15 protein-coding genes and 1 pseudogene are annotated in these 18,174 nt (G+C 76.4%); 3 read left to right on the top strand and 13 right to left on the bottom strand.

Annotated elements, in window-relative coordinates; genetic code table 11:
* Positions 1-43: 43 nt before the first annotated feature.
* The 3 genes from WDV85_RS05705 to WDV85_RS05695 form a co-directional block, all read right to left on the bottom strand.
* The gene (locus WDV85_RS05705) at positions 44-433 is read right to left on the bottom strand and encodes a VOC family protein (RefSeq protein ID WP_445263236.1); all 390 of its coding nucleotides are present in this window, start codon (positions 431-433) and stop codon (positions 44-46) included.
* A 23-nt stretch (positions 434-456) separates the two neighbouring features.
* Entirely contained in the window at positions 457-1,956 is a 1,500-nt protein-coding gene (locus WDV85_RS05700; protein ID WP_339569720.1) for a hypothetical protein, read from the bottom strand.
* A 74-nt stretch (positions 1,957-2,030) separates the two neighbouring features.
* Positions 2,031-2,888 (bottom strand): NAD-dependent epimerase/dehydratase family protein, encoded by an 858-nt coding sequence (locus WDV85_RS05695; RefSeq protein WP_339569719.1) that lies wholly within the window; start codon positions 2,886-2,888, stop codon positions 2,031-2,033.
* A gap of 326 nt (positions 2,889-3,214) precedes the next feature.
* On the opposite strand from WDV85_RS05695, the gene WDV85_RS05690 reads away from it, so the two are divergent.
* Positions 3,215-3,877 (top strand): ACT domain-containing protein, encoded by a 663-nt coding sequence (locus tag WDV85_RS05690; protein WP_339569718.1) that lies wholly within the window; start codon positions 3,215-3,217, stop codon positions 3,875-3,877.
* A 100-nt stretch (positions 3,878-3,977) separates the two neighbouring features.
* Here the strand turns inward: WDV85_RS05690 and WDV85_RS05685 are convergent, their stop codons facing one another.
* From WDV85_RS05685 to WDV85_RS05670, 4 genes are all read right to left on the bottom strand, one after another.
* Positions 3,978-5,510, bottom strand: coding sequence for a S8 family peptidase (locus tag WDV85_RS05685; RefSeq protein ID WP_339569717.1), 1,533 nt, complete (start codon positions 5,508-5,510; stop codon positions 3,978-3,980).
* A 298-nt stretch (positions 5,511-5,808) separates the two neighbouring features.
* Positions 5,809-7,242 carry an adenylosuccinate lyase gene (gene purB, locus WDV85_RS05680; RefSeq protein WP_339569716.1) on the bottom strand — a complete coding sequence of 478 codons (1,434 nt, stop codon included), beginning with the start codon at positions 7,240-7,242 and terminating at the stop codon, positions 5,809-5,811.
* 169 nt (positions 7,243-7,411) lie between these two features.
* A complete protein-coding gene (locus tag WDV85_RS05675) occupies positions 7,412-8,092 on the bottom strand; it encodes a vitamin K epoxide reductase family protein (protein ID WP_339569715.1) in 681 nt (226 codons plus the stop codon).
* A 135-nt stretch (positions 8,093-8,227) separates the two neighbouring features.
* Entirely contained in the window at positions 8,228-9,850 is a 1,623-nt protein-coding gene (locus tag WDV85_RS05670; RefSeq protein ID WP_339569714.1) for an MFS transporter, read from the bottom strand.
* Between the two features lie 218 nt (positions 9,851-10,068).
* Between WDV85_RS05670 and WDV85_RS05665 the strand changes: the two genes are divergently transcribed.
* Complete coding sequence (locus WDV85_RS05665) at positions 10,069-10,605, top strand: TetR/AcrR family transcriptional regulator (RefSeq protein ID WP_339569713.1); 537 nt, start codon at positions 10,069-10,071, stop codon at positions 10,603-10,605.
* 109 nt (positions 10,606-10,714) lie between these two features.
* On the opposite strand, the gene WDV85_RS05660 is transcribed toward WDV85_RS05665, so the two are convergent.
* Together WDV85_RS05660 and WDV85_RS05655 are read right to left on the bottom strand one after the other, a co-directional pair.
* On the bottom strand, positions 10,715-11,791 hold the full coding sequence (locus tag WDV85_RS05660; protein ID WP_445263235.1) for a spore photoproduct lyase family protein: 1,077 nt from the start codon (positions 11,789-11,791) through the stop codon (positions 10,715-10,717).
* A gap of 134 nt (positions 11,792-11,925) precedes the next feature.
* On the bottom strand, positions 11,926-12,351 hold the full coding sequence (locus tag WDV85_RS05655; protein ID WP_339569711.1) for a DoxX family protein: 426 nt from the start codon (positions 12,349-12,351) through the stop codon (positions 11,926-11,928).
* A 65-nt stretch (positions 12,352-12,416) separates the two neighbouring features.
* Here WDV85_RS05655 and WDV85_RS05650 point away from each other — a divergent pair.
* A pseudogene (locus WDV85_RS05650) lies at positions 12,417-12,659 on the top strand (SDR family NAD(P)-dependent oxidoreductase); the annotation flags it as partial.
* Positions 12,660-12,698: 39 nt separating this feature from the next.
* On the opposite strand, the gene WDV85_RS05645 reads toward WDV85_RS05650, so the two are convergent.
* From WDV85_RS05645 to WDV85_RS05630, 4 genes are all read right to left on the bottom strand, one after another.
* A complete protein-coding gene (locus WDV85_RS05645) occupies positions 12,699-14,885 on the bottom strand; it encodes a S9 family peptidase (protein WP_339569710.1) in 2,187 nt (728 codons plus the stop codon).
* A gap of 20 nt (positions 14,886-14,905) precedes the next feature.
* Positions 14,906-15,436, bottom strand: coding sequence for an ATP-binding protein (locus tag WDV85_RS05640; RefSeq protein ID WP_339569709.1), 531 nt, complete (start codon positions 15,434-15,436; stop codon positions 14,906-14,908).
* 151 nt (positions 15,437-15,587) lie between these two features.
* Positions 15,588-16,946 carry a DUF2254 domain-containing protein gene (locus WDV85_RS05635; RefSeq protein WP_339569708.1) on the bottom strand — a complete coding sequence of 453 codons (1,359 nt, stop codon included), beginning with the start codon at positions 16,944-16,946 and terminating at the stop codon, positions 15,588-15,590.
* Positions 16,947-18,074: a YihY/virulence factor BrkB family protein gene (locus tag WDV85_RS05630; protein WP_339569707.1), complete on the bottom strand. Its 1,128-nt coding sequence runs from the start codon at positions 18,072-18,074 to the stop codon at positions 16,947-16,949. It lies immediately after the preceding gene.
* Positions 18,075-18,174: the final 100 nt, after the last annotated feature.

The raw sequence follows: 18,174 nt of genomic DNA, 5'->3' as shown, positions 1-18,174 counted from the left end.
TTCCCCCCCCCGCCCCCCCCCCCGCGCGCCTGGTCGAGGGCCCTCAGCCCTCCGGCAGGAAGAGGCAGAAGGGGTGGCCCGCCGGGTCGAGGACGACGCGGACGTCCTCCTGCGGCTGGTGCTCGGGCAGCCGACCGCCGAGGGCGACGGCGCGCTCGGCCGCCGCCGCCAGCGACGCCGCCGGGTCGCCGCCACGGACCTCCACGGCCACGTCGAGGTGCACCTGCACCTGCTGGTCCCCGGGGCCCTGCGGCCAGACGGGCGGCACGTGGTCGCGCTCCAGCTGGAACGACAGCCCGGTGCCGCCGCCGGGCGGGCGGAGCATGACCCACTCGGGCTCCTCCAGCAGGACCTCCCACCCCAGCAGCGCGCGGTAGAACGCCGCGAGGGCGCCGGGGTCAGGGCCGCCCAGGACGGCTGCGGACAAGCGCAGGGGCACGCCGTACGGCCCGGCGCTCACGCGCGCTCCCGGTCGGCCCGCTGCGACGCGTCCTCCGCGTCGCCCCGCACGTGGAGGCGCTCCGGCACGGCGGCGAGGACCGCCCGCAGCGCCTCGTCACCGCCGCGCCAGTCACGGGCCTGGAGCGGGATGCTGAGACCGCGCGCGCTGACGAGCTGGTGGCTGAAGTCGGCGTCGGCGTCACCGGACTCCACGAGGCCGACCACCTCCTCCCACCGCACCGTGGTCACCTGCCCGCCGCCGAGGTCGAGCGACGCCCCGCTGCCGCCCACGACGAGGCGGGCGCCCCGCGGGACGCCCCGCAGGAGCCGCGGGCGGTGCACCCGTCCCTCGACGACCTCGCCGGACCCGTCGGGCATCCGCGGCAGCCCCGGCACCTCCAGGTCGACGCCCTCGGGGACGGCGACGAGCGCCGACCGCTCGAGGTGGCGCGCCGCGTCCCGCACGTCCTCGCCCGTGAGGTCCCGCACCGACGCGAGCAGCTCCTCGGTCGCCTCCGCCGGCCAGCCGAGCACCGCCGCCTCCGCGAGCGCCGACAGCTCGTCGGCGGTCGTGCGCTGGTCCGTCAGGGTCTCCTCCGCGGACTCGACCTCACCGGCGAGCTCGGCGTCGGTGGGCCCGTCGGCGGCGAGCGCCGCGAGCACCTCGCGCAGCACCCCGAAGGCCTCCGTCTCGGCGCCCTCGCGCACCTGCGTGGCGAGCAGCGCGTGCCGGTCGCGGGCCGACAGCCGGTCGAGGGACGAGTCCACGCCGTAGGTGAGCCCCCGGCGGTGCCGCAGCTCCTCCTCCAGCCTGTCCCGCAGGACGTGCAGGGCGACGCCGGCCGCGGGCCCCACGGGCACGAGGCCGCTCACGGCCAGCACCTGGCCGGGCAGCTGCGTCCACCCCGGGAGCTCCGCCGGCTCCGGCAGGCCGTCCTCGGCGTAGGGCCGTCGCCCCGGCGGCAGGGGCAGGGTCAGCCCCTCCGGCGGCGCACCGGTGAGCCAGCACGCCGCCGCACCGCGCACCGCCCAGCGGGCGGACCACGCCCGCACCGCCTCCGCGGAGATCGCGCCCAGAGCCGGCTCCACCGCGCCCACGAGGCCGGGGCCGCGGTACCCGAAGCGCTCCACGAGGAGGGCGCCCACGAGGTCCGCGCCCTCCTCCCGCTCCTCGGCGGCGAGGACCCGGGCCTCCACCTCACGCCGCTCGACCGGCGGGTCGGCGAGCAGGCGGCAGGCCCGCGCGAGGAAGTCGACGACGCGGTCGGGCCGACCGGTCACCGTGAGCTCGGTGGACGCGATGCCCACCGAGGCGTTGCACTCCAGCCTCGGCCGCCGCGCCTCGTGCATGACGAGGTGCTCGAGGAGGTGGGTGGTCCCGCCGCCCGTGAAGGTCTCGTCGCGACGGCCGACGCCGAGGACGAGGCCGGCGGTCAGCGGCCCCGGCCCCTCGCGCCACAGGACGGGGACGCCGTCCACCTCGGACCGGTGCAGGGGCGGCAGCTCCGTCGTCACGAGGACGACTCTGCCGGAGGGACGGCGCGCACGGGGCGACGACGGGCGGAGCCGCCCGCCCGCCGTCCCGCGCCTCAGACCTCGTCGCGCCAGGAGTGCTGCGGCTCGTAGCCGAGGAGCTCGCGGGCGGTGCCGATGCCGAGGAGCGTCTCGTGCTCGCCCAGCTCCCCGCGGACCTCGACGCCCGGGAAGACCTCCGCCATGAGGCTCGCGCTGGACCGCGTCATCACCGTGTCCGCGGCCGCGATGATCGCGACGTGGGCGCCCGGGCGGTCGAGCTCGAGGCCCTTGCGCACGGCCTGGGCGCCGTCGCGGGCGTCGATGTAGCCCCACAGGTTCCACTTGCGCCGCATCGGGTCGGCGTCGAAGGAGGGGAACTCCGCGTAGTCGTGCGCCTCCATGACGTTCGAGAAGCGCAGCCCCACCATCGTCAGCTCGGGGTCCCAGCGGCACAGGTGGTGCGCCATCTCCTCCTCGAGCGTCTTGACGAGGGAGTACGTCGACCCGGGGCGGGCGCGGTAGGCCTCGTCGACCGGCGCGTAGGGCGGCGGCTCGTCGAAGGGCAGCCCGAGGACCGTCTCGCTGCTGGCCCAGACCACGTGCCGGACGCCCGCCGCCCGCGCGGCCGTCTGGACGTTCCAGGACGCCGTCATGTTGTTCGCGAAGGTCGCCGAGTTGGGCACCCTCCCGGGCGCCGGCACGGCGGCGAGGTGGGCGACGGCGTCCACGCGCCCGCCCCGCTCGTCCGTGCGGCCGGCGACGACCTCCACCACCTGGGCCTGGTCGGTGAGGTCGACCTCGAGCAGTCCCTCGGGCGCGCCGGGGCCGGCCGCGCGGTCGACGGGCAGGACGTCCCAGCCGTGCGCGCGCAGGTCGGCCGTCACGGCTCGGCCGAGCTTGCCGGCGGCGCCGGTGACGACGACGCGGCTCACCGGGCGCTCCCCGCGGTCGGGGCGGCGGGGCACGTGGTCGGGTGGGCGACGGGGGCTGGGTCGCGGGTGGGCATGGCGGCGACCGTGGCACCGCGGGCGACGGCGCGCACGCCGGGACGGCGCGGGACGCGCGACGGCGCGGGTCCCGGACGCGAGCGGTGGGCCGACGCGGGCTGACCGCGTCCTCGGTCCACCGCTGGGGCCACGGCTGGCCGCCCCGACACGGACGGGTGACACTCGCGTCACCCGGACGACGCACGGCCCCGGCAGGATCCCGGCGGGCCGGTCGCCCGACCACCCGCCCGACGCCCCGCCCGGAGGTGCCCGTGCTCGCACGCGTCCGCGTCGTCGTCCCGGACCGCACGGGCTCGCTCGGCGTGCTGACGTCCGCCGTCGGGGCCACGGGCGCCGACGTCGCGGGCCTGCGCGTCCTCGGCAGCGAGGCGGGCCGCGCCACCGACGACCTCCTGGTCGAGGTCCGCGACGAGGACCACCTCGGGCGGCTCGAGCGCCGGCTGGCCGGCACGACCGGCGTGGAGGTCACCGGCGTCCGGGCGCCCGCCCTGCCCGCCGACGGCTCCCCCGAGCTCGGGCTGGTGGCGCAGGTCCTCGCCCGCCCCGAGCACGCCGCGCGCACCCTCGTCGACGGCGCGCCCGCCGCGCTCGACGTCGACTGGGCCGCCGTGGTGCGCCTCGACCGGCACGGGTGCGCCGACGGCGTCGTGGCGGTCACCGACCCCGGCCCCGGCGAGGAGGCCGTCCGCCCGGCCGCGCCCGCTCGCGTCGCCGCCACGACGCTGCCCCGCCCCGACGGCTCGGGCGCGTGCGCCGGCGCGGCCCTGCTGCCCGCGGGACGCCGCCGCGTCGGCGTCCTGCTCGTGCGCGAGCGCGGCCTCGGGCTGCACCGCTCGGAGCTGTGGCGCCTCGGGGCCCTCGCCGACGTCCTCGCCGGGCCGCTGGGCCGCCACGCCGAGGGCGCCCTCGCCTGAGGGGCTCCGGGCTCGGCAGCCCGCTCGGGCACGTGCCCGCGACGACGACGGCGCCCGCCCCCGGGTCGGGGACGGGCGCCGTCGCGGGCTCGAGCGCCGGTCAGCCCACCGTCACCGCCGCGAGGGCGTCGACGAGGCCCTCGCCGAAGTAGCCGTTGTCCTCCGGCGAGCCCGTGCACAGCTGGCCGGCGTACGGCGTCGCGGGGCAGGGCACGTCGGTCGCCTGCTCCTCGAGCAGCGCGCGGAGCTCCGCGGGCGTGGCGTCCGGGTGCGTCGTCTTGAGCAGCGCGAGGACGCCCGCCACGTGCGGGGACGCCATCGAGGTGCCGGACAGCGCCGCGTAGCCGCTGGGCAGGATGCTCTGCGGGATCGTCGAGATGACCCGCGTGCCCGGCGCCGCGACGTCGATGACGCCCTCGCCGTAGTTGGAGAACGTCGAGCGTGCACCGTCCTGCTGCGTCGCCGAGACGGTGACGACGCCGGGCAGCTCGGTGGGCATGTCGACGCAGCCGCGGACGTCGCGGTCGTCGATCTCGCCGCTGCCGTCGTTGGGGCTCGAGCTGCTCGTCGTCTTGTCCGCCAGGTCGTAGGCGGAGTTGCCCGCGGCGGCCGCGCTCACGACGCCCTGGGACTCGGCGTAGGCGACGGCGCGGGTCACGGCCTCACGGGCGGCGGCCTGGCTCACCTCGTCGTCGCACCAGAACTCCCACGGGTCGACGTAGTAGCTGTTGTTCGTGACGTCGAAGCCCTCCTCGGCCGCGTGCATGAAGCCGCAGATGGCCGACTCGGGGTAGATGAAGCCCTCGGCGCTGACGACCTTGACCGCCGCCAGGGTCACGCCCGGCGCGACGCCGACGACGCCCTGCCCGTCGCGCTTGGCCGCGATGGTCCCGGCGACGTGCGTGCCGTGGTACCCGCCCGGGAAGGGCAGGTAGGCGCCCTCGCTGCCGTCGAAGCGGCCGCCGCCGGTGCAGTCGCCCGACAGGCTCCGGTCGACCTGGCCGGCGAGGTCCGGGTGGCTGTCGTCGATGCCGTCGTCGAGGACGCCGACGACGACGTCGGGACTGCCCGGCTCGATCGCGTTGGCCTCGTCCGCGCCGATGGCGGCCATGTCCCACTGCACGGCCTCGACGGGCTCGTCGACCGCCGTCGCGTCGACGACGCCCAGGGCCGCGGCGCCGCCCAGCGCCGACGCGTCCCCCGTGAGGAGCTCGCGCATCGCCGGGCGCTGCGGGCCGCGGCCGGGGCCGCGCCAGCGGCCCGGGACGCCCTCGAGCACGGGCACCGTGCGGGTCGGGCCCACGGAGTCGACGAGCGAGGAGAAGTGGCCGGCGAGGACGTCGTCGCGGAAGTCCGCGTCGGCGGAGCGGGCGACGACGACGCCGATCTCGGGGTAGTCGACGACGGTGCTGCCGCCGGCGCGGGCCACGGCGACCCGCACGCGGGCGACGGCGGCCGGCGTGGCGTCGGTGTTGACGACGTAGCTCATGACCCCCTCGCCCGGCGCGGGGCGGGTGGTCGGGGGCGCGGCGGACGCCGGGCCGGCGACGGCCGTGGCGGTGGCGGCGCCGGTGAGCGCCAGGGCGAGCGCGGCCGCGGCGGTGCGGCGGGCCCGACGGTGTGCGTGGGTCACGTGGTCTCCCGGGTCGGTGGCTGCCCTCTCGCTCGAGGGCCGCGGGTGACCGTACGCCGGGGCACCGACAAGCGGGGCGGAGCGGACGAGATCGGTCGTACCGCCGCCGCCCCTCGCTCGGCCATCCCGCCCCTCGAGGGTCATGTGTGGCCATGTCGCCCTCCTCACCCCACCCCCGAGGGCCATGTGTGGCCATATCGCCCTCCCAGCCCCCCTGCCAGGGGCGACATGGCCACACATCGCCCCGCAGCGGCGGGCGGGAGAGGCGGCAGCGGGCGGGGAGCGGGGGAGGCCGTCGTCAGCGCAGCTCGTCGACCAGCCGCTCGGCGAGCCCCGTGTAGGTCGACGGCGTCAGCGCGGCCACGCGCGCCGCGACGTCGTCCGGCAGGCCGAGGCCGGCGACGAAGTCGCGCATCGCCGCGCCGTCGACGCGGCGCCCCCGCGTGAGCTCCTTGACGCGCTCGTACGGCTCGTCCATGCCCGGCGTCCCCGCGACGGCCTGGGCGCGCATGACGGACTGGACGGCCTCGCCGAGCACCTCCCAGTTGGCGTCGAGGTCGCGCGCCATGGCGTCGGGGGCGACGTCGAGCCCGCGCAGCCCGCGGCGCACGTTGTCGAGCGCGAGGAGCGAGTGCCCGAGCGCGGCGCCGATGTTGCGCTGCATCGAGGAGTCGGTGAGGTCGCGCTGCAGCCGGGAGGTCACGAGCGTCTGGCCCAGCACGTCCAGCAGCGCGTTCGAGACCTCGAGGTTCGCCTCGGCGTTCTCGAAGCGGATGGGGTTGACCTTGTGCGGCATCGTCGAGGAGCCCGTCGAGCCGTGGGCGCCGAGCTGCTGGCGGAAGTACCCGACGGAGATGTAGCTCCACACGTCGGTGCAGAGGTTGTGCAGCACGCGGTTGAAGCGGGCGACGTCGGCGTAGAGCTCGGCCTGCCAGTCGTGGGACTCGATCTGCGTCGTCAGCGGGTTCCACGTGAGGCCGAGGTGCTCGACGAAGGCGCGGCCCTGCGCGGGCCAGTCGACGTCGGGCAGCGCGGCGACGTGGGCGCCGAAGGTGCCCGTGGCGCCGTTGAGCTTGCCGAGGTACTCGGCGCCCTCGACGCGGCGCAGCTGGCGGCGGAGCCGGTGCGCGAGGACGGCGAGCTCCTTGCCGAGCGTCGTCGGCGTCGCCGGCTGGCCGTGCGTGCGGGCGAGCATCGGCACGTCGGCGCTCTCGTGCGCCATCGCCGCGAGCTGGTCGACGAGGGCCGTCGCGGCCGGCAGCCACACCTGCGTGACCGCGCCGCGGACCATGAGCGCGTAGGCGAGGTTGTTGACGTCCTCGCTCGTGCAGCAGAAGTGGACGAGGGCCTCGGCGCCCTCGAGGGAGGTGCCCCCGAGGTGGCGGGCCACGTAGTACTCGACCGCCTTGACGTCGTGCGCCGTCTCCCGCTCCAGGGCGCCGAGCTCGGCGACCGAGTCGGCGTCGAAGCGCTCGACGAGCGCCCGCAGCGCCGCGACGTCCTCCTCGGTCGGCTGCGGGGCGCCCGGGACGACGCCCGTGAGGTGCAGCAGCCACTCGACCTCGACGTGCACCCGCTCGCGGTTGAGCGCCGCCTCCGACAGGTGCTCGACGAGCGGGGCGACGGCGCCGCGGTAGCGCCCGTCCAGCGCGCCCAGGGGGATGCCCGCGTCGGCGAGGGGCGTGCGGGCGCCCGCGAGGGCGTCGGGCTGGGGCTGCGCGGCGTCGGTCACGGCGGCATGGTCCCAGAGGCCGGGCCGCGCCTCGCCCGCGGCGTCGGCGACGGTGGACGGGCGCACAGCGACCTGCACATCGGCCGCCCGCGCCGGTGGCCGACGCCCCGACCTGCGACGACGCACCGCGACGCGGGCGTCCCGCAGGTCGCCGCGCGGGCGCCGGCGGTCAGGCGAAGGGCAGCAGGGTCCGCCAGTAGTCCCAGAACTCGACCGCGACGAGCACCACGACGACGGCGTAGGACAGGGCGATGAGGGGGAACCGCAGGTCGACGACGGCCCGCACGAGGCCGGCCGGCGCGGGGATCGCGCCCTGCTCGAGCGAGCGCGCCGTCGTCGTCCAGAACAGCGGGATCATCACCGACCACACGACCATGCAGTACGGGCACAGGGCGCCGATCGCGTAGAGGCTCTGGCTGATGAGCCAGACGACGAGGGCCGTCCCGGCCGTGACGCCGACCTGGACGCCCAGCTGCACCCACCGCGGCAGGCGCGCACCGCTGAGGAGGACCACGCCGAGCGTCGTCAGCACGGCGAAGGACGCGATGCCGATGAGCGGGTTCGGGAAGCCCAGCAGCGCCGCCTGCTCGGTCTCCATGACGCTGCCGCACGACAGGACCGGGTTGATGCTGCAGGAGGGCACGTAGCTGGGGTCGAGGGCCAGCTCGAAGCGCTCGACCGTGAGGACGAAGGCGGCGACGAAGCCGACGAGACCGGTGACGAGCATCCACGCGCCGAAGCGCCGGTCGCCGACGACCGGCGCGAGCGGGCCGTCCTCGACGTCGTCCGCCTCGTCGTACGGCTCGACGTCGTGGCGGTCGCCGGGGGCGCGCTGGTCCGTGGCCGACATACCACGCAGGGTAGGCCGCGCTCCCTGGGACCCGCCTGGACGTCACCCCTGCGCCCCGGGGTGAAGAGGGCGCCTCCTCCCCGCGGGAGGAGCCCCCGGACGCGAAGGTGGCGCCCCCTTCACCCGCGGAGCCCCTCACGAGGCGGAGGTGGCGCCCCCTCCGCGCCCGGCGACCGTCAGCGGCCGGCGCGGCCGCAGCGCCAGGGCGACGACGACGGCGGCCAGCAGCACGACGCCTCCCCCGATGGCGGCCGTCACGTCGACGCCGGCGGCGAAGGAGCCCTGCGCGGACGCCAGCAGCGCCGCGCCGTCGGCCCCGCCGAGCAGGCCCGCGGCCTCGACGGCGCCGCCCAGGGTCTGGGTCGCGGCGTCCGCGGTGGCGTGGTCCACGCCCGCGGGCACCGCCAGGTGCGCGCGGTAGACGGCGCCGAGCACGCTGCCGAGCACGGCCGTGCCCAGCACCGCGCCCACCTCGTACGCCGTCTCGGAGACCGCGGACGCGGCGCCCGCCCGGTCGGCGGGCGCCGAGGTGAGGATGGCGTCGTTCGTCAGCGTCTCGGCCAGGCCGACGCCCGCCCCGACGAGCACGGACGCCGCCACGAGCAGCTCCGCCTCGGGGGCGCCGCTCAGCTGCGTCGCGAGCGCGTACCCGAGGGCCGACGTCGCGAGCCCGGCCGGCACGAGGACGTGCAGCGCCCACCGGCGGGCCAACCGGACCACCAGGAGCCCCGTCGCGATGGTCGCGGCCATGCTCGGCAGCAGGTGCAGCGCGGCCGCGAGCGGCGAGAGCCCGACGACGAGCTGCAGGTACTGGGAGGTGAAGAAGAGGAGGCCGACGAAGGCGAAGATGCCCATGAGGTTGGCCGCGACGGACGCGCTGAAGACGGGCACCCGGAAGAGCGAGAGGTCGAGCAGCGGCCGCGTCCGGCGCAGCTGGCGGCGGACGAAGAGGACGCCGCTGGCCGCCCCGAGCAGCGCGGCCGCCACGACGACGTCCGTGAGCCCGTGCTCGGCGGCGCCCTTCACGGCGTAGACGAGCGGCAGCATGGTCGTCAGCGACAGCAGCACCGAGAGCAGGTCGACCGGCCCGGGCGCGCTCTCGCGGGACTCGGGCAGCAGCCGCGGCCCGGCCACGACGATGAGCGCGGACACCGGGACGGCGACGAGGAAGGCCGCGCCCCACCAGAAGTGCTCGAGGAGCACCCCGCCGACGACCGGCCCGACCGCCGCGCCGGCCGAGAAGCCGGTGGCCCAGATCGCCACGGCGAGGCGGCGCTGGCCGCCGTCGGGGAAGACCGAGCGGAGCAGCGCGAGGGTCGGCGGCATGAGCATCGCGCCGAAGACGCCGAGCAGCGCCCGCGCGCCGACGAGGGCGCCCGCCGTCGGCGCGAAGGCGGCCAGGAGCGACACGAGGCCGAAGCCCGCGCTCCCGACGAGCAGGAGGCGGCGGCGGCCGATGCGGTCGCCGAAGGACCCCATGGCGACGAGCAGCCCGGCGAGGACGAGCGGGTAGACGTCGACGACCCACAGCAGCTGGGTGGCGCTGGGGCGCAGCGAGGTGCTGATCGTCGGCAGCGCGAAGGACAGGATCGTGCCGTTCATCGACGTCAGCAGCGTCGGCAGGACGAGCACGACGAGCGCCAGCCACTGCCGGGCCGTGGCGCGGGAGGGTGCGACGACGTCGGGCCGGCGGCGCTGGACGGGCAGCGGGCCGGTGGCGGGTCCGGTGGTGCGGCTGTCGTGCGTGGCGGTGCTCATGGCGGTCCTTCGACGGTCGTGGTGCGGGCGCGCCGCGCGCCGGGCCCGACCGCCGCCGACGGCGGGGTGGTCCCGGGACGTCGGCGTCGCAGGGTGCTGGGGGTGGTGCTGCTGGGCGGCGGCCCCGTCGTCCGGTGCGGGCACGGACGAGCGGGGTCCGCCGTCGTCAACTGTACCGTCTGGACGGTCTATTCCTGACCGCTGGCTACGCTGCCCGGATGACGGCCCGCGACCGCGTGCTCGACGCCTACGAGTCCCTCCTCGTCGAGGCGGGACCGGCCGCGGCGACGCTCGACGCCGTCGCGTCCGCGGCGCAGGTGTCGAAGGGCGGCCTGCTGTACCACTTCCCCAGCAAGGAGGCGCTCGTCACCGGGCTCCTCGAGCGCCTGCGGCAGCGCGGCCTCGAGGACGCCGACGAGATGCGCGCCTCGGACAGCGCGGTCGCCACGTGGCTGCGCGGCTCCGCCCCGCCGCTGCAGGGCGAGAGCGGCCTGTCCCGCACGTACGTCGCCGCCCTGCGCATCGCCGGCGGCGACGAGGCCGCCGCCCTCGCCCGCGCCGTCTTCGCCGAGATCGACGACGCCTGGTTCGCGGCCCTGCTGGACGAGCTCGGCGACCCGGCGCGCGCCCGCCTCGTGCAGCTCGTCGGCGACGGGCTCTACCTGTCGGCGCTCACGGGCGCCGACGACGCCGGCCCGGTGCCGGTGGACGACCTGCTGGCGGCCCTGGCGCCCGTCCTCGACCGGCAGCGCTGACGCCCGGCGCACCGCAGTCGGCAGCGAGAGCTGTGCGCCGAGGTCGCGGTGCACCGCGACGTGAGCGCACCGCTCGGCGCGGGCCGAGGGCTGCCGGGCGCCCGACCGGTCAGAACGCGTAGCGCACGGTGAGCCACGGCGTCTTCTCGGCCATGAGGTCGAGCAGGCGCTGCAGCCAGACCTTCTTCCACCGGGCGCGGTAGCGGACGTTCTCCATGCCGTTCTGCGAGCGCTTGGCCTCCTGGATGTCCGGGCGCCAGATGGCCTCCTCGCCCTTCGGGTGCCAGCCCAGGTTGACCTCGTGGAGCCCCGCGTTGTGGGTGAGGAGGATGACCTCAGCGGCGGCCTGCGCCTTGGCGGCCGGCGACAGGACGTCGTCGAGCTCCTCCAGCAGCTCGGCCCACTCCTCGAGCCAGCCCTCGTGCACGACGACGGGCGAGAGGTTGAGGTGCACCTCGTACCCGGCGGCCACGAAGTCGTCGACGGCCGCGACGCGCTGGGCGACGGGCGAGGTGCGGACGTCGAGCAGGCGCGCCATCCGGTGCGGCATGACGGAGAAGCGCACGCGGGTGCGGCCCTGCGGGTCGTAGTCGAGCAGCTCGCGGTTGACCTGCTTGGTGGCGAAGGACGCCTTCGCCGTCGGCATCGCGCGGAAGGCGGTGACGAGGTCGCGGACGTTGTCGCTGACGACGGCGTCGACGGAGGCGTCGCTGTTCTCGCCGATGTCGTAGACCCACGCGGCGGGGTCGCACTGGTCCGGCCCCGGCTTGACGCCCTGGCGCGCGACGTGGCGCTGGAGGTAGCCGACGACCTGGTCGATGTTGGCGTAGACGGTGATGGGGTTGGCGTACCCCTTGTGCCGCGGCACGTAGCAGTACGCGCACGCCATGGCGCAGCCGTTGGCCGTGGACGGCGCGATCCAGTTGGCGGACCGCTCGTTGCGCCGCGCGGTGAGGGTCTTGCGGACGCCGAGCGCCAGCACCTCCGTCTTCGTGCGCACCCAGCGGTCGACGGACGCGGCGTCGTCGTGCAGGCCCTGGACCCGCTGGGCGGACGGCACCTCGACGACCTCGGCGCCGGGCCACCGCTCGACGACCTGGCGCCCGCGCTCGAGCTCCAGGGCCGCGGGCTCGGCGTAGATGGTGCGGACGTCGAGGAGCTGGCGCGGCGCGCGCGTCCCCCGCACGGGCGCGTCCTCGGCCGTCGCCTCCCGGCCCTGCGCCTCCTCCGCCGCCCCCGTCACGGACGAAGGCTACGAAGTCCGCCGCAGCTGGGCCTCACCGGGGAGAAGGGCGACGAAGTCCGCCGAGAGGAGGCGGGTCAGCGGCGCGGGCGCGAGCGGCGGGCGCCGACGAGGTGGTCGAGGCTCGCCCGGCCGGGGCCGGCGCCGAGGAGGGCGAGCGCGACCGCGGCGACCACGCCGACGAGCTCCCAGCCCCCGCCGTCGACGAGGACGCCGTTGCCGCGGTGCACGAGCCAGAACGCGCCGGCCATGTCCACCAGGACGAGCACCGCGACGAGCGTCGTCGCCGCGCCGAGGACGAGCAGGAGCCCGCCGAGCAGCTCGACGACGCCGACGGCCACGGCGGCCACCTCGGGGGCGGGCACGCCGAGGGAGCCGAAGAAGCCCGCGGTGCCCTGCACGCCCTGGTCGGCGAGCTTGTCCCAGCCGTGGACGGCGAGGACGACGCCGACGAGGACGCGGGCCAGCAGGAGGGCGAGGTCGCGGACGGGCTCGGGCAGCACGCGCGCCACCCTAGCGGCCGTGTGCATGAACGCTCAACGAGTGGTGGGCGTGGCGCCCCGAGCGCGCCTGGGAGCACGCCGACCAGGGCGTGCGCGTCAACGCCGTCGGGCCCGCCTTCATCGCGACGCCGCTCGTCGAGGCCTCGCTCGACGAGCGCTCCCGGACGGCCCTCGGCGCCGCCCACGCCGTCGGCCGCCTCGGCACCCCCGAGGAGGTCGCCGGCCTCGTCGCCTTCCTCGCCAGCGACGACGCCGCCTCCACCACCGGCAGCTACCACCTGGTCGACGGCGGGTACTCCGCCCGCTGACGCGCCACCCGTCCACCGCTGGGGTCCACCGCCGGGGCGTCAGAGCGGCGGCAGCGGCTCCGCCGGTGCGCCCAGCACGTCGAGCACCCACGCGTACTCGAAGGCGCGCTCCTCCCAGCTCTTGTAGCGCCCGGAGGCGCCGCCGTGGCCGGCGTCCATCTCGGTGCGCAGCAGCACCGGCCGCGAGCCCGTGCCGACCTCGCGCAGCCGGGCCACCCACTTCGCGGGCTCGACGTAGAGCACACGCGTGTCGTTGAGGCTCGTCATCGCGAGCACCGCCGGGTGGTCGACGGCGGCGACGTTCTCGTACGGCGAGTACGCCTTCATGTACGCGTAGACCTCCGGGTCCTCGAGCGGGTTGCCCCACTCGTCCCACTCGGTGACCGTCAGCGGCAGCGAGGGGTCGAGGATCGACGTCAGCGGGTCCACGAAGGGCACCTGCGCGAGGACCCCGGCGAAGGCCTCGGGCGCCAGGTTCAGCGCCGCGCCCATGAGCAGGCCGCCGGCCGACCCGCCCATCGCGACGGTCCGCTCCGGCGTCGTCCAGCCCTGCTCCACGAGCGCCGCCGCGGACGCCGTGAAGTCGGTGAAGGTGTTGGTCTTCCGCAGCTTCTTGCCGTCGTCGTACCAGTGCCGCCCCATCTCGCCGCCGCCCCGCACGTGCGCGACGGCGAAGACGACGCCGCGGTCGAGCAGCGACAGCCGTGAGATCGAGAAGGACGGGTCCATGCTCGCCTCGTAGGACCCGTAGCCGTAGAGCACCGCCGGCGCGGGCTCGCCGCGCTCGACGGCGGCGGCCACGTCGCGGCGCGCGACGACGGAGACGGGCACGCGGACGCCGTCGGGCGCCGTGGCCCACGTGCGGCGCTGGACGTAGTCCTCCGAGGCGTAGCCGCCGAGCACGGGCGTCTCGCGGCGGAGCACCTGCTCGCCCGTCGCGACGTCGAGGTCGAGCACGCGGGGCGGCGTGACGAACGAGGTACGCACGAGGCGCAGGAGCGGCTGGTCGAAGGCGCGGTTGCCACCGAGCCCGACGCTGAAGAGCTCCTCGTCGACCTCGACCTCCCGCGGCTCCCCGATCGCCTCGGACGTCAGCGGCGCGACGGCGAGGCGCGGCAGGACGTCGCGGCGGTAGGCCAGGGCGACGAAGCCCGCGAAGGGGGCGACGCCCTCGAGCCGGGTGCCGGGCACGTGCGGCAGCACCGTCTCCCAGCGCTCCGGCGACGGGTCGTCCACGTCGACGACGGCGAGCTGGAAGTCCTCGGCGCCGCCGTCGTTGTGGAGCACGAGGAAGCGGTCGCGCACCGAGCCGTCCGGCTGGGGCAGGGCGACGTGCTCGACGTCGTACTCCACGCCCGCCCGGCGCGGCGCCACGACCCGCAGCCCGGCACCGGGGTCGAGGGTGTCGAGCACGTGGGTCTCGCTCGTCGTCTTCGCCGCGCTCTCGACGACGAGGTAGCGGCGGCTGCGCGTGCGCCCGACGCCGACCCAGAAGCGCTCGTCGTCCTCGCGGAAGAGGACGTCGTCCTCCGAGGCGGGGGTGCCCACGCGGTGCCGGCGGACCTCGTGGGGGCGCCAGGCGTCGTCGACGACCGTGTAGTGGACGACGGCCGAGTCGGCCGACCAGGTGGCCCCGTAGAAGGCCCCCGGCACCTCGTCGGGGAGGTCCTCGCCGGTCGCGAGGTCGCGGACCCGCAGCGTGTACCGCTCGTCGCCGGTCGTGTCGCTGGACCAGGCCAGCAGCGCGCCGTCCGGGCTGACGGACGCGGCGCCGAGGGAGAAGAAGTCGTGGCCCTCCGCCTCGACGTTGGCGTCGAGGAGCACCTGCTCGCCGGGCAGGGCCCCGTCGGGGCCGGCGGCGGGCGGGTCCCAGCTGTCGGCGTCGGCCACGGGCGCGCGGCACGAGAGCCCGTACTGCTGGCCCTCGACCGTGCGCCCGTAGTACCACCAGTCGCCCTCGCGGCTCGGGACGGACAGGTCCGTCTCCTGCGTGCGGGCCCTGATCTCGCCGAAGACGGCGGCGCGCAGCCCCTCCTGGCCGGCCGTGACGGCGCGGGTGTGGGCGTTCTCCGCCTCGAGGTGCGCGCGGACCTCCGGGTCGTCCTTGGCGCGCAGCCACTCGTACGGGTCCTCGACGACGTCGCCGTGGTGCTCGCGGCGCACGGGGCGGCGCTCGGCGACGGGCGGGCCGGACGAGCCGCCGGCGGGGGCTGCGGAGGTGCTCATGCCGCGACCGTAGGCGGCGGTCAGCCCTGCCGGCTCGCCGGGCCGGGGCGCGAGGGGTGGGCGAGGGGCCCCGGCGCGCGGTGCTCGACGCCGCGCTGGGCGGGGGGCCCCGCGGTGCGCAGGCAGGCCCAGACGTGCTTGCGACCGTCCTCGACGTACCAGCCGCGGTGGCTGGCGAGCATGGCCACGAGCGGCAGGCCGTGCCCGCCGAGCCCGGGCGAGCGGTCGTGCTCGGGGGTGGGCGGCGAGTCGACGTCGGGGTCCGCCACGTCGAGCAGGCACGTGCTCTCGTCCGCGACCACCGACACCTGGGCGGGCGGGCGGGCGTGGCGCAGGGCGTTGGTGACGAGCTCGCTCAGCAGCAGCGCCAGGGTGTCGGGAAGGCTGATGGAGCCCTGCCACCCCTCACCGGCCGAAGGGAGCTCGGCCGCGTGCGCGGCGAGCTCCCGACGGGCGCTCGTGAGGTCGGTGGCGTTCTCGACGACCCAGGTGCCGACCAGGCGGCCCTCGACGTCGGGGCGCCGTCGGGGCCAGACGGTGCTGCCGCCCACCGTCCACCCCACCCTCGACCACCACGGTCATCGTCACCGGCGCTCGTCGTCGCCCCTGCCCGTCCCACGGTAGGTGCGACCTCCGCTCGGCGCGCGCCCGGTCCGGGCCGGGTCTCCCCGCGCGCGGGGGAGCCCGGCTCGAGGCACCCCGTCAGGCGCCGCGGGCGGCGGCGTCCACGCGGGCCGACGCGGCGGCGAGCAGCGAGGCCCACCGCGGGTCGTCGCGCAGCGGGGCGGAGACGGCGAGGACGCGGTCGCGGGTCGCCAGCACCGCGGTGAGGTGGTCGGCGTCCGGGCGCACGGCCACGGCGACGTCGGCGAGCAGGTGGAGCAGCGCCGAGACGACCATGGGGTCGCCCGACCCGTAGATCGCCGGCTGGCCGACGACGACGTCGAGCACCTCCGGCACGCCGTCGCGGCGCAGGACCACCCGCACGTCCCCGTCGTCGTCGCGCACGAGGGCGTCGCCCACCCCGTGCGCGAGCGCCTCCGGGACCGCGGCGCGCAGGTGCGTGACGGCGTGGACGGCCGTCGTCGGGTCGTTGAGGGAGGACGAGACGGCGCGCATGGCGACGTCGGCGAGCTGCCGCAGGCCGAAGGTGGGGTCCTGGTCGGCCGCCCGCTCCTCCCCCACGGAGACGGCCCGCCGGACCGCCCCCTCGACCTCGGCGTCGTGGGAGCCGGCGCCGGGCGACCGGCCGCCCGGCCCCGCCGCGAGGTCCCGCGGCAGGAGGCGCGCGAGCAGCGTGCCCGGCACGGCGACGGCGCCGGGCGTGGCCCGGACGTCGACGACGGCGTCGTGCTCGCGGGCCAGCTCGACGAGCGCGCCCTCGTCGACCGACGTCACGAAGCCGGTGCGCTCGGAGGTGACGGCGAGGCCGTCCTCGCGCCCCTGGAGGGAGGCGGGCACCACCTCGGCGGGCCGGCTCCGGGAGAGGACGCCGCTGGCCTCGGCGTGGACGTCGACGAGGATCGGCTCGATGCGGATCTTCCGCGACAGGTGGGCGAGGAAGACGACGAGCGTGACGACGCCGACGAGCGCGAGGAGCACCGCGAGGGTCACCGAGAGCCGGGGCACGAACTCGGCGGTGGAGTCGTCCGAGTCGCGCACCGTCCGCAGCACCACGAGGCAGTAGGCGAAGGAGCCGAGGAAGACGCCCAGCGTGACCTGCACCGCCCGGTCGCTGGCGAAGGTGCGCAGCAGGCGCGGGGAGTACTGGCTGCTCGCCAGCTGGAGCGTCACCACGGTGAGGGAGAAGGTCAGCGAGCTGACCGTCATGAAGGCGCTGGCGACGGTCTTGAGGACGTCGCGGGCGGCCGAGGACCCGCCCCCGAAGACGACGGTCTCGACGAAGAGGGGCAGGTCGCCGTCGACGGCCTCGTCGAGCAGCGGCAGGAGGACTCCCGCGACCACGGCCAGGAGGACGAAGGCCACGGGCAGCGGCCACAGGCTCGCGCGCGCCGTCTCGGCGAGCGTGGACAGCGACCGCCGCCCGGGGAGGCCGGCCACCTAGCGCCCCTCGCGGACGCCCTCGCGCCGCTCCCGCTCCTCCCGCTCCTCCTGCTCGGCGCGGGACTCGCCGCCGTTGCGCAGGCGCAGCTGGTAGCCCTCGTCGATCGCCTCGCGCATCTTCGCGTCCTTCTTGTCGCTCGCGCGGGTGTCGCGCGGGGGCAGCTGGACGGTGTCCTCGGCGGGCAGGCCCGCCTGGAGCTGGCGGCCGCGCTCGACCTCGGCGTCGACCTCCGCGCCGAGCAGCAGGGCGATGTTCGTGATCCACAGCCAGAGCAGGAACAGCACCGCTCCGGCGAGGGCGCCGTAGGTCGCGCTGGCGCTGCTCTGCCCGGTCACCACGACGTACACCGCGAAGGCGACCGACGCGAGGATCCACACCACGATGGCGATGAGCGCGCCGAGGCTCATCCAGCGGAACTTCGGCTGCTGGACGTTCGGGGTCGCGTAGTAGAGGACGGCCACGATGACGACGACGATGGCGAGCAGCACGGGCCACTTGGCGATCGACCAGACCGTCACCGCCGTCGACCCGAGGCCGACGACGTCCCCGATCGCCTGGGCCACCGGCCCGCTGACGACGAGGATGACGAGGGCGACGGCGATGAGCACGAGGGCGCCGAGCGTCATCAGGTAGTGCAGCGGCTTGAGCTTCCAGACCGGGCGTCCCTCGTCGACCTCGTAGATGCGGTTCATGGCCCGGGAGAAGGCGCCGACGTACTTCGACGCCGAGTAGACCGCGCCGAGGATGCCCAGCACCACGCCGAAGCTGGCGCCGGTGGTGCTGCGGTTGCTGATGAAGCTGGTGATGAACTGGTTGACGCCGCCGGAGGCGTCCGAGCTCGGCGACAGCGTGCTGACGATCTGCGTGATGCCGTCGGAGACCGCCTGGCTCTGCCCGAAGAGCCCGAGCAGCGACACCAGCGCGATGAGCGCCGGGAAGAGCGCGAGGACGGAGAAGTAGACGAGGGCCGCCGCGAGGTCGGTCACCTGGTCCTTGGAGAACTCCCGCAGCGCGCGCTTGACGATGTAGCCGGCGGTCGGCTTCGCCAGGTCGTCGGGGCTGTCGGGCTTGCGCCCGTCCTCCGGGTGCGGCGCGTCCTGCGCCTTCGCGCTGGTCTGCGACATCTCCTGGGCCTCCGGGTGGGCGTACGGCGTCGAGGCCCGTGGCTGGACCGCGTCACAGCCTGGCCCTCCTCGGGCGGGGGCGCGATCGGGACGGGCCCGC

The organism is Pseudokineococcus sp. 5B2Z-1 (genome assembly GCF_037482305.1).
In the GTDB taxonomy this organism is placed as follows: domain Bacteria; phylum Actinomycetota; class Actinomycetes; order Actinomycetales; family Quadrisphaeraceae; genus Pseudokineococcus.
The sequence above is the reverse complement of the archived record's forward strand: the minus strand, read 5'-3'. Positions and strand labels throughout refer to the sequence as shown.

What these genes read in the sequence shown, in the direction of transcription:
- WDV85_RS05645 (WP_339569710.1), bottom strand. Translation starts at nt 14,885, where the DNA reads ATGAGCACCTCCGCAGCCCCCGCCGGCGGCTCGTCCGGCCCGCCCGTC.
- WDV85_RS05665 (WP_339569713.1), top strand. Translation starts at nt 10,069, where the DNA reads ATGACGGCCCGCGACCGCGTGCTCGACGCCTACGAGTCCCTCCTCGTC.
- WDV85_RS05675 (WP_339569715.1), bottom strand. Translation starts at nt 8,092, where the DNA reads ATGTCGGCCACGGACCAGCGCGCCCCCGGCGACCGCCACGACGTCGAG.
- WDV85_RS05630 (WP_339569707.1), bottom strand. Translation starts at nt 18,074, where the DNA reads ATGTCGCAGACCAGCGCGAAGGCGCAGGACGCGCCGCACCCGGAGGAC.
- WDV85_RS05670 (WP_339569714.1), bottom strand. Translation starts at nt 9,850, where the DNA reads ATGAGCACCGCCACGCACGACAGCCGCACCACCGGACCCGCCACCGGC.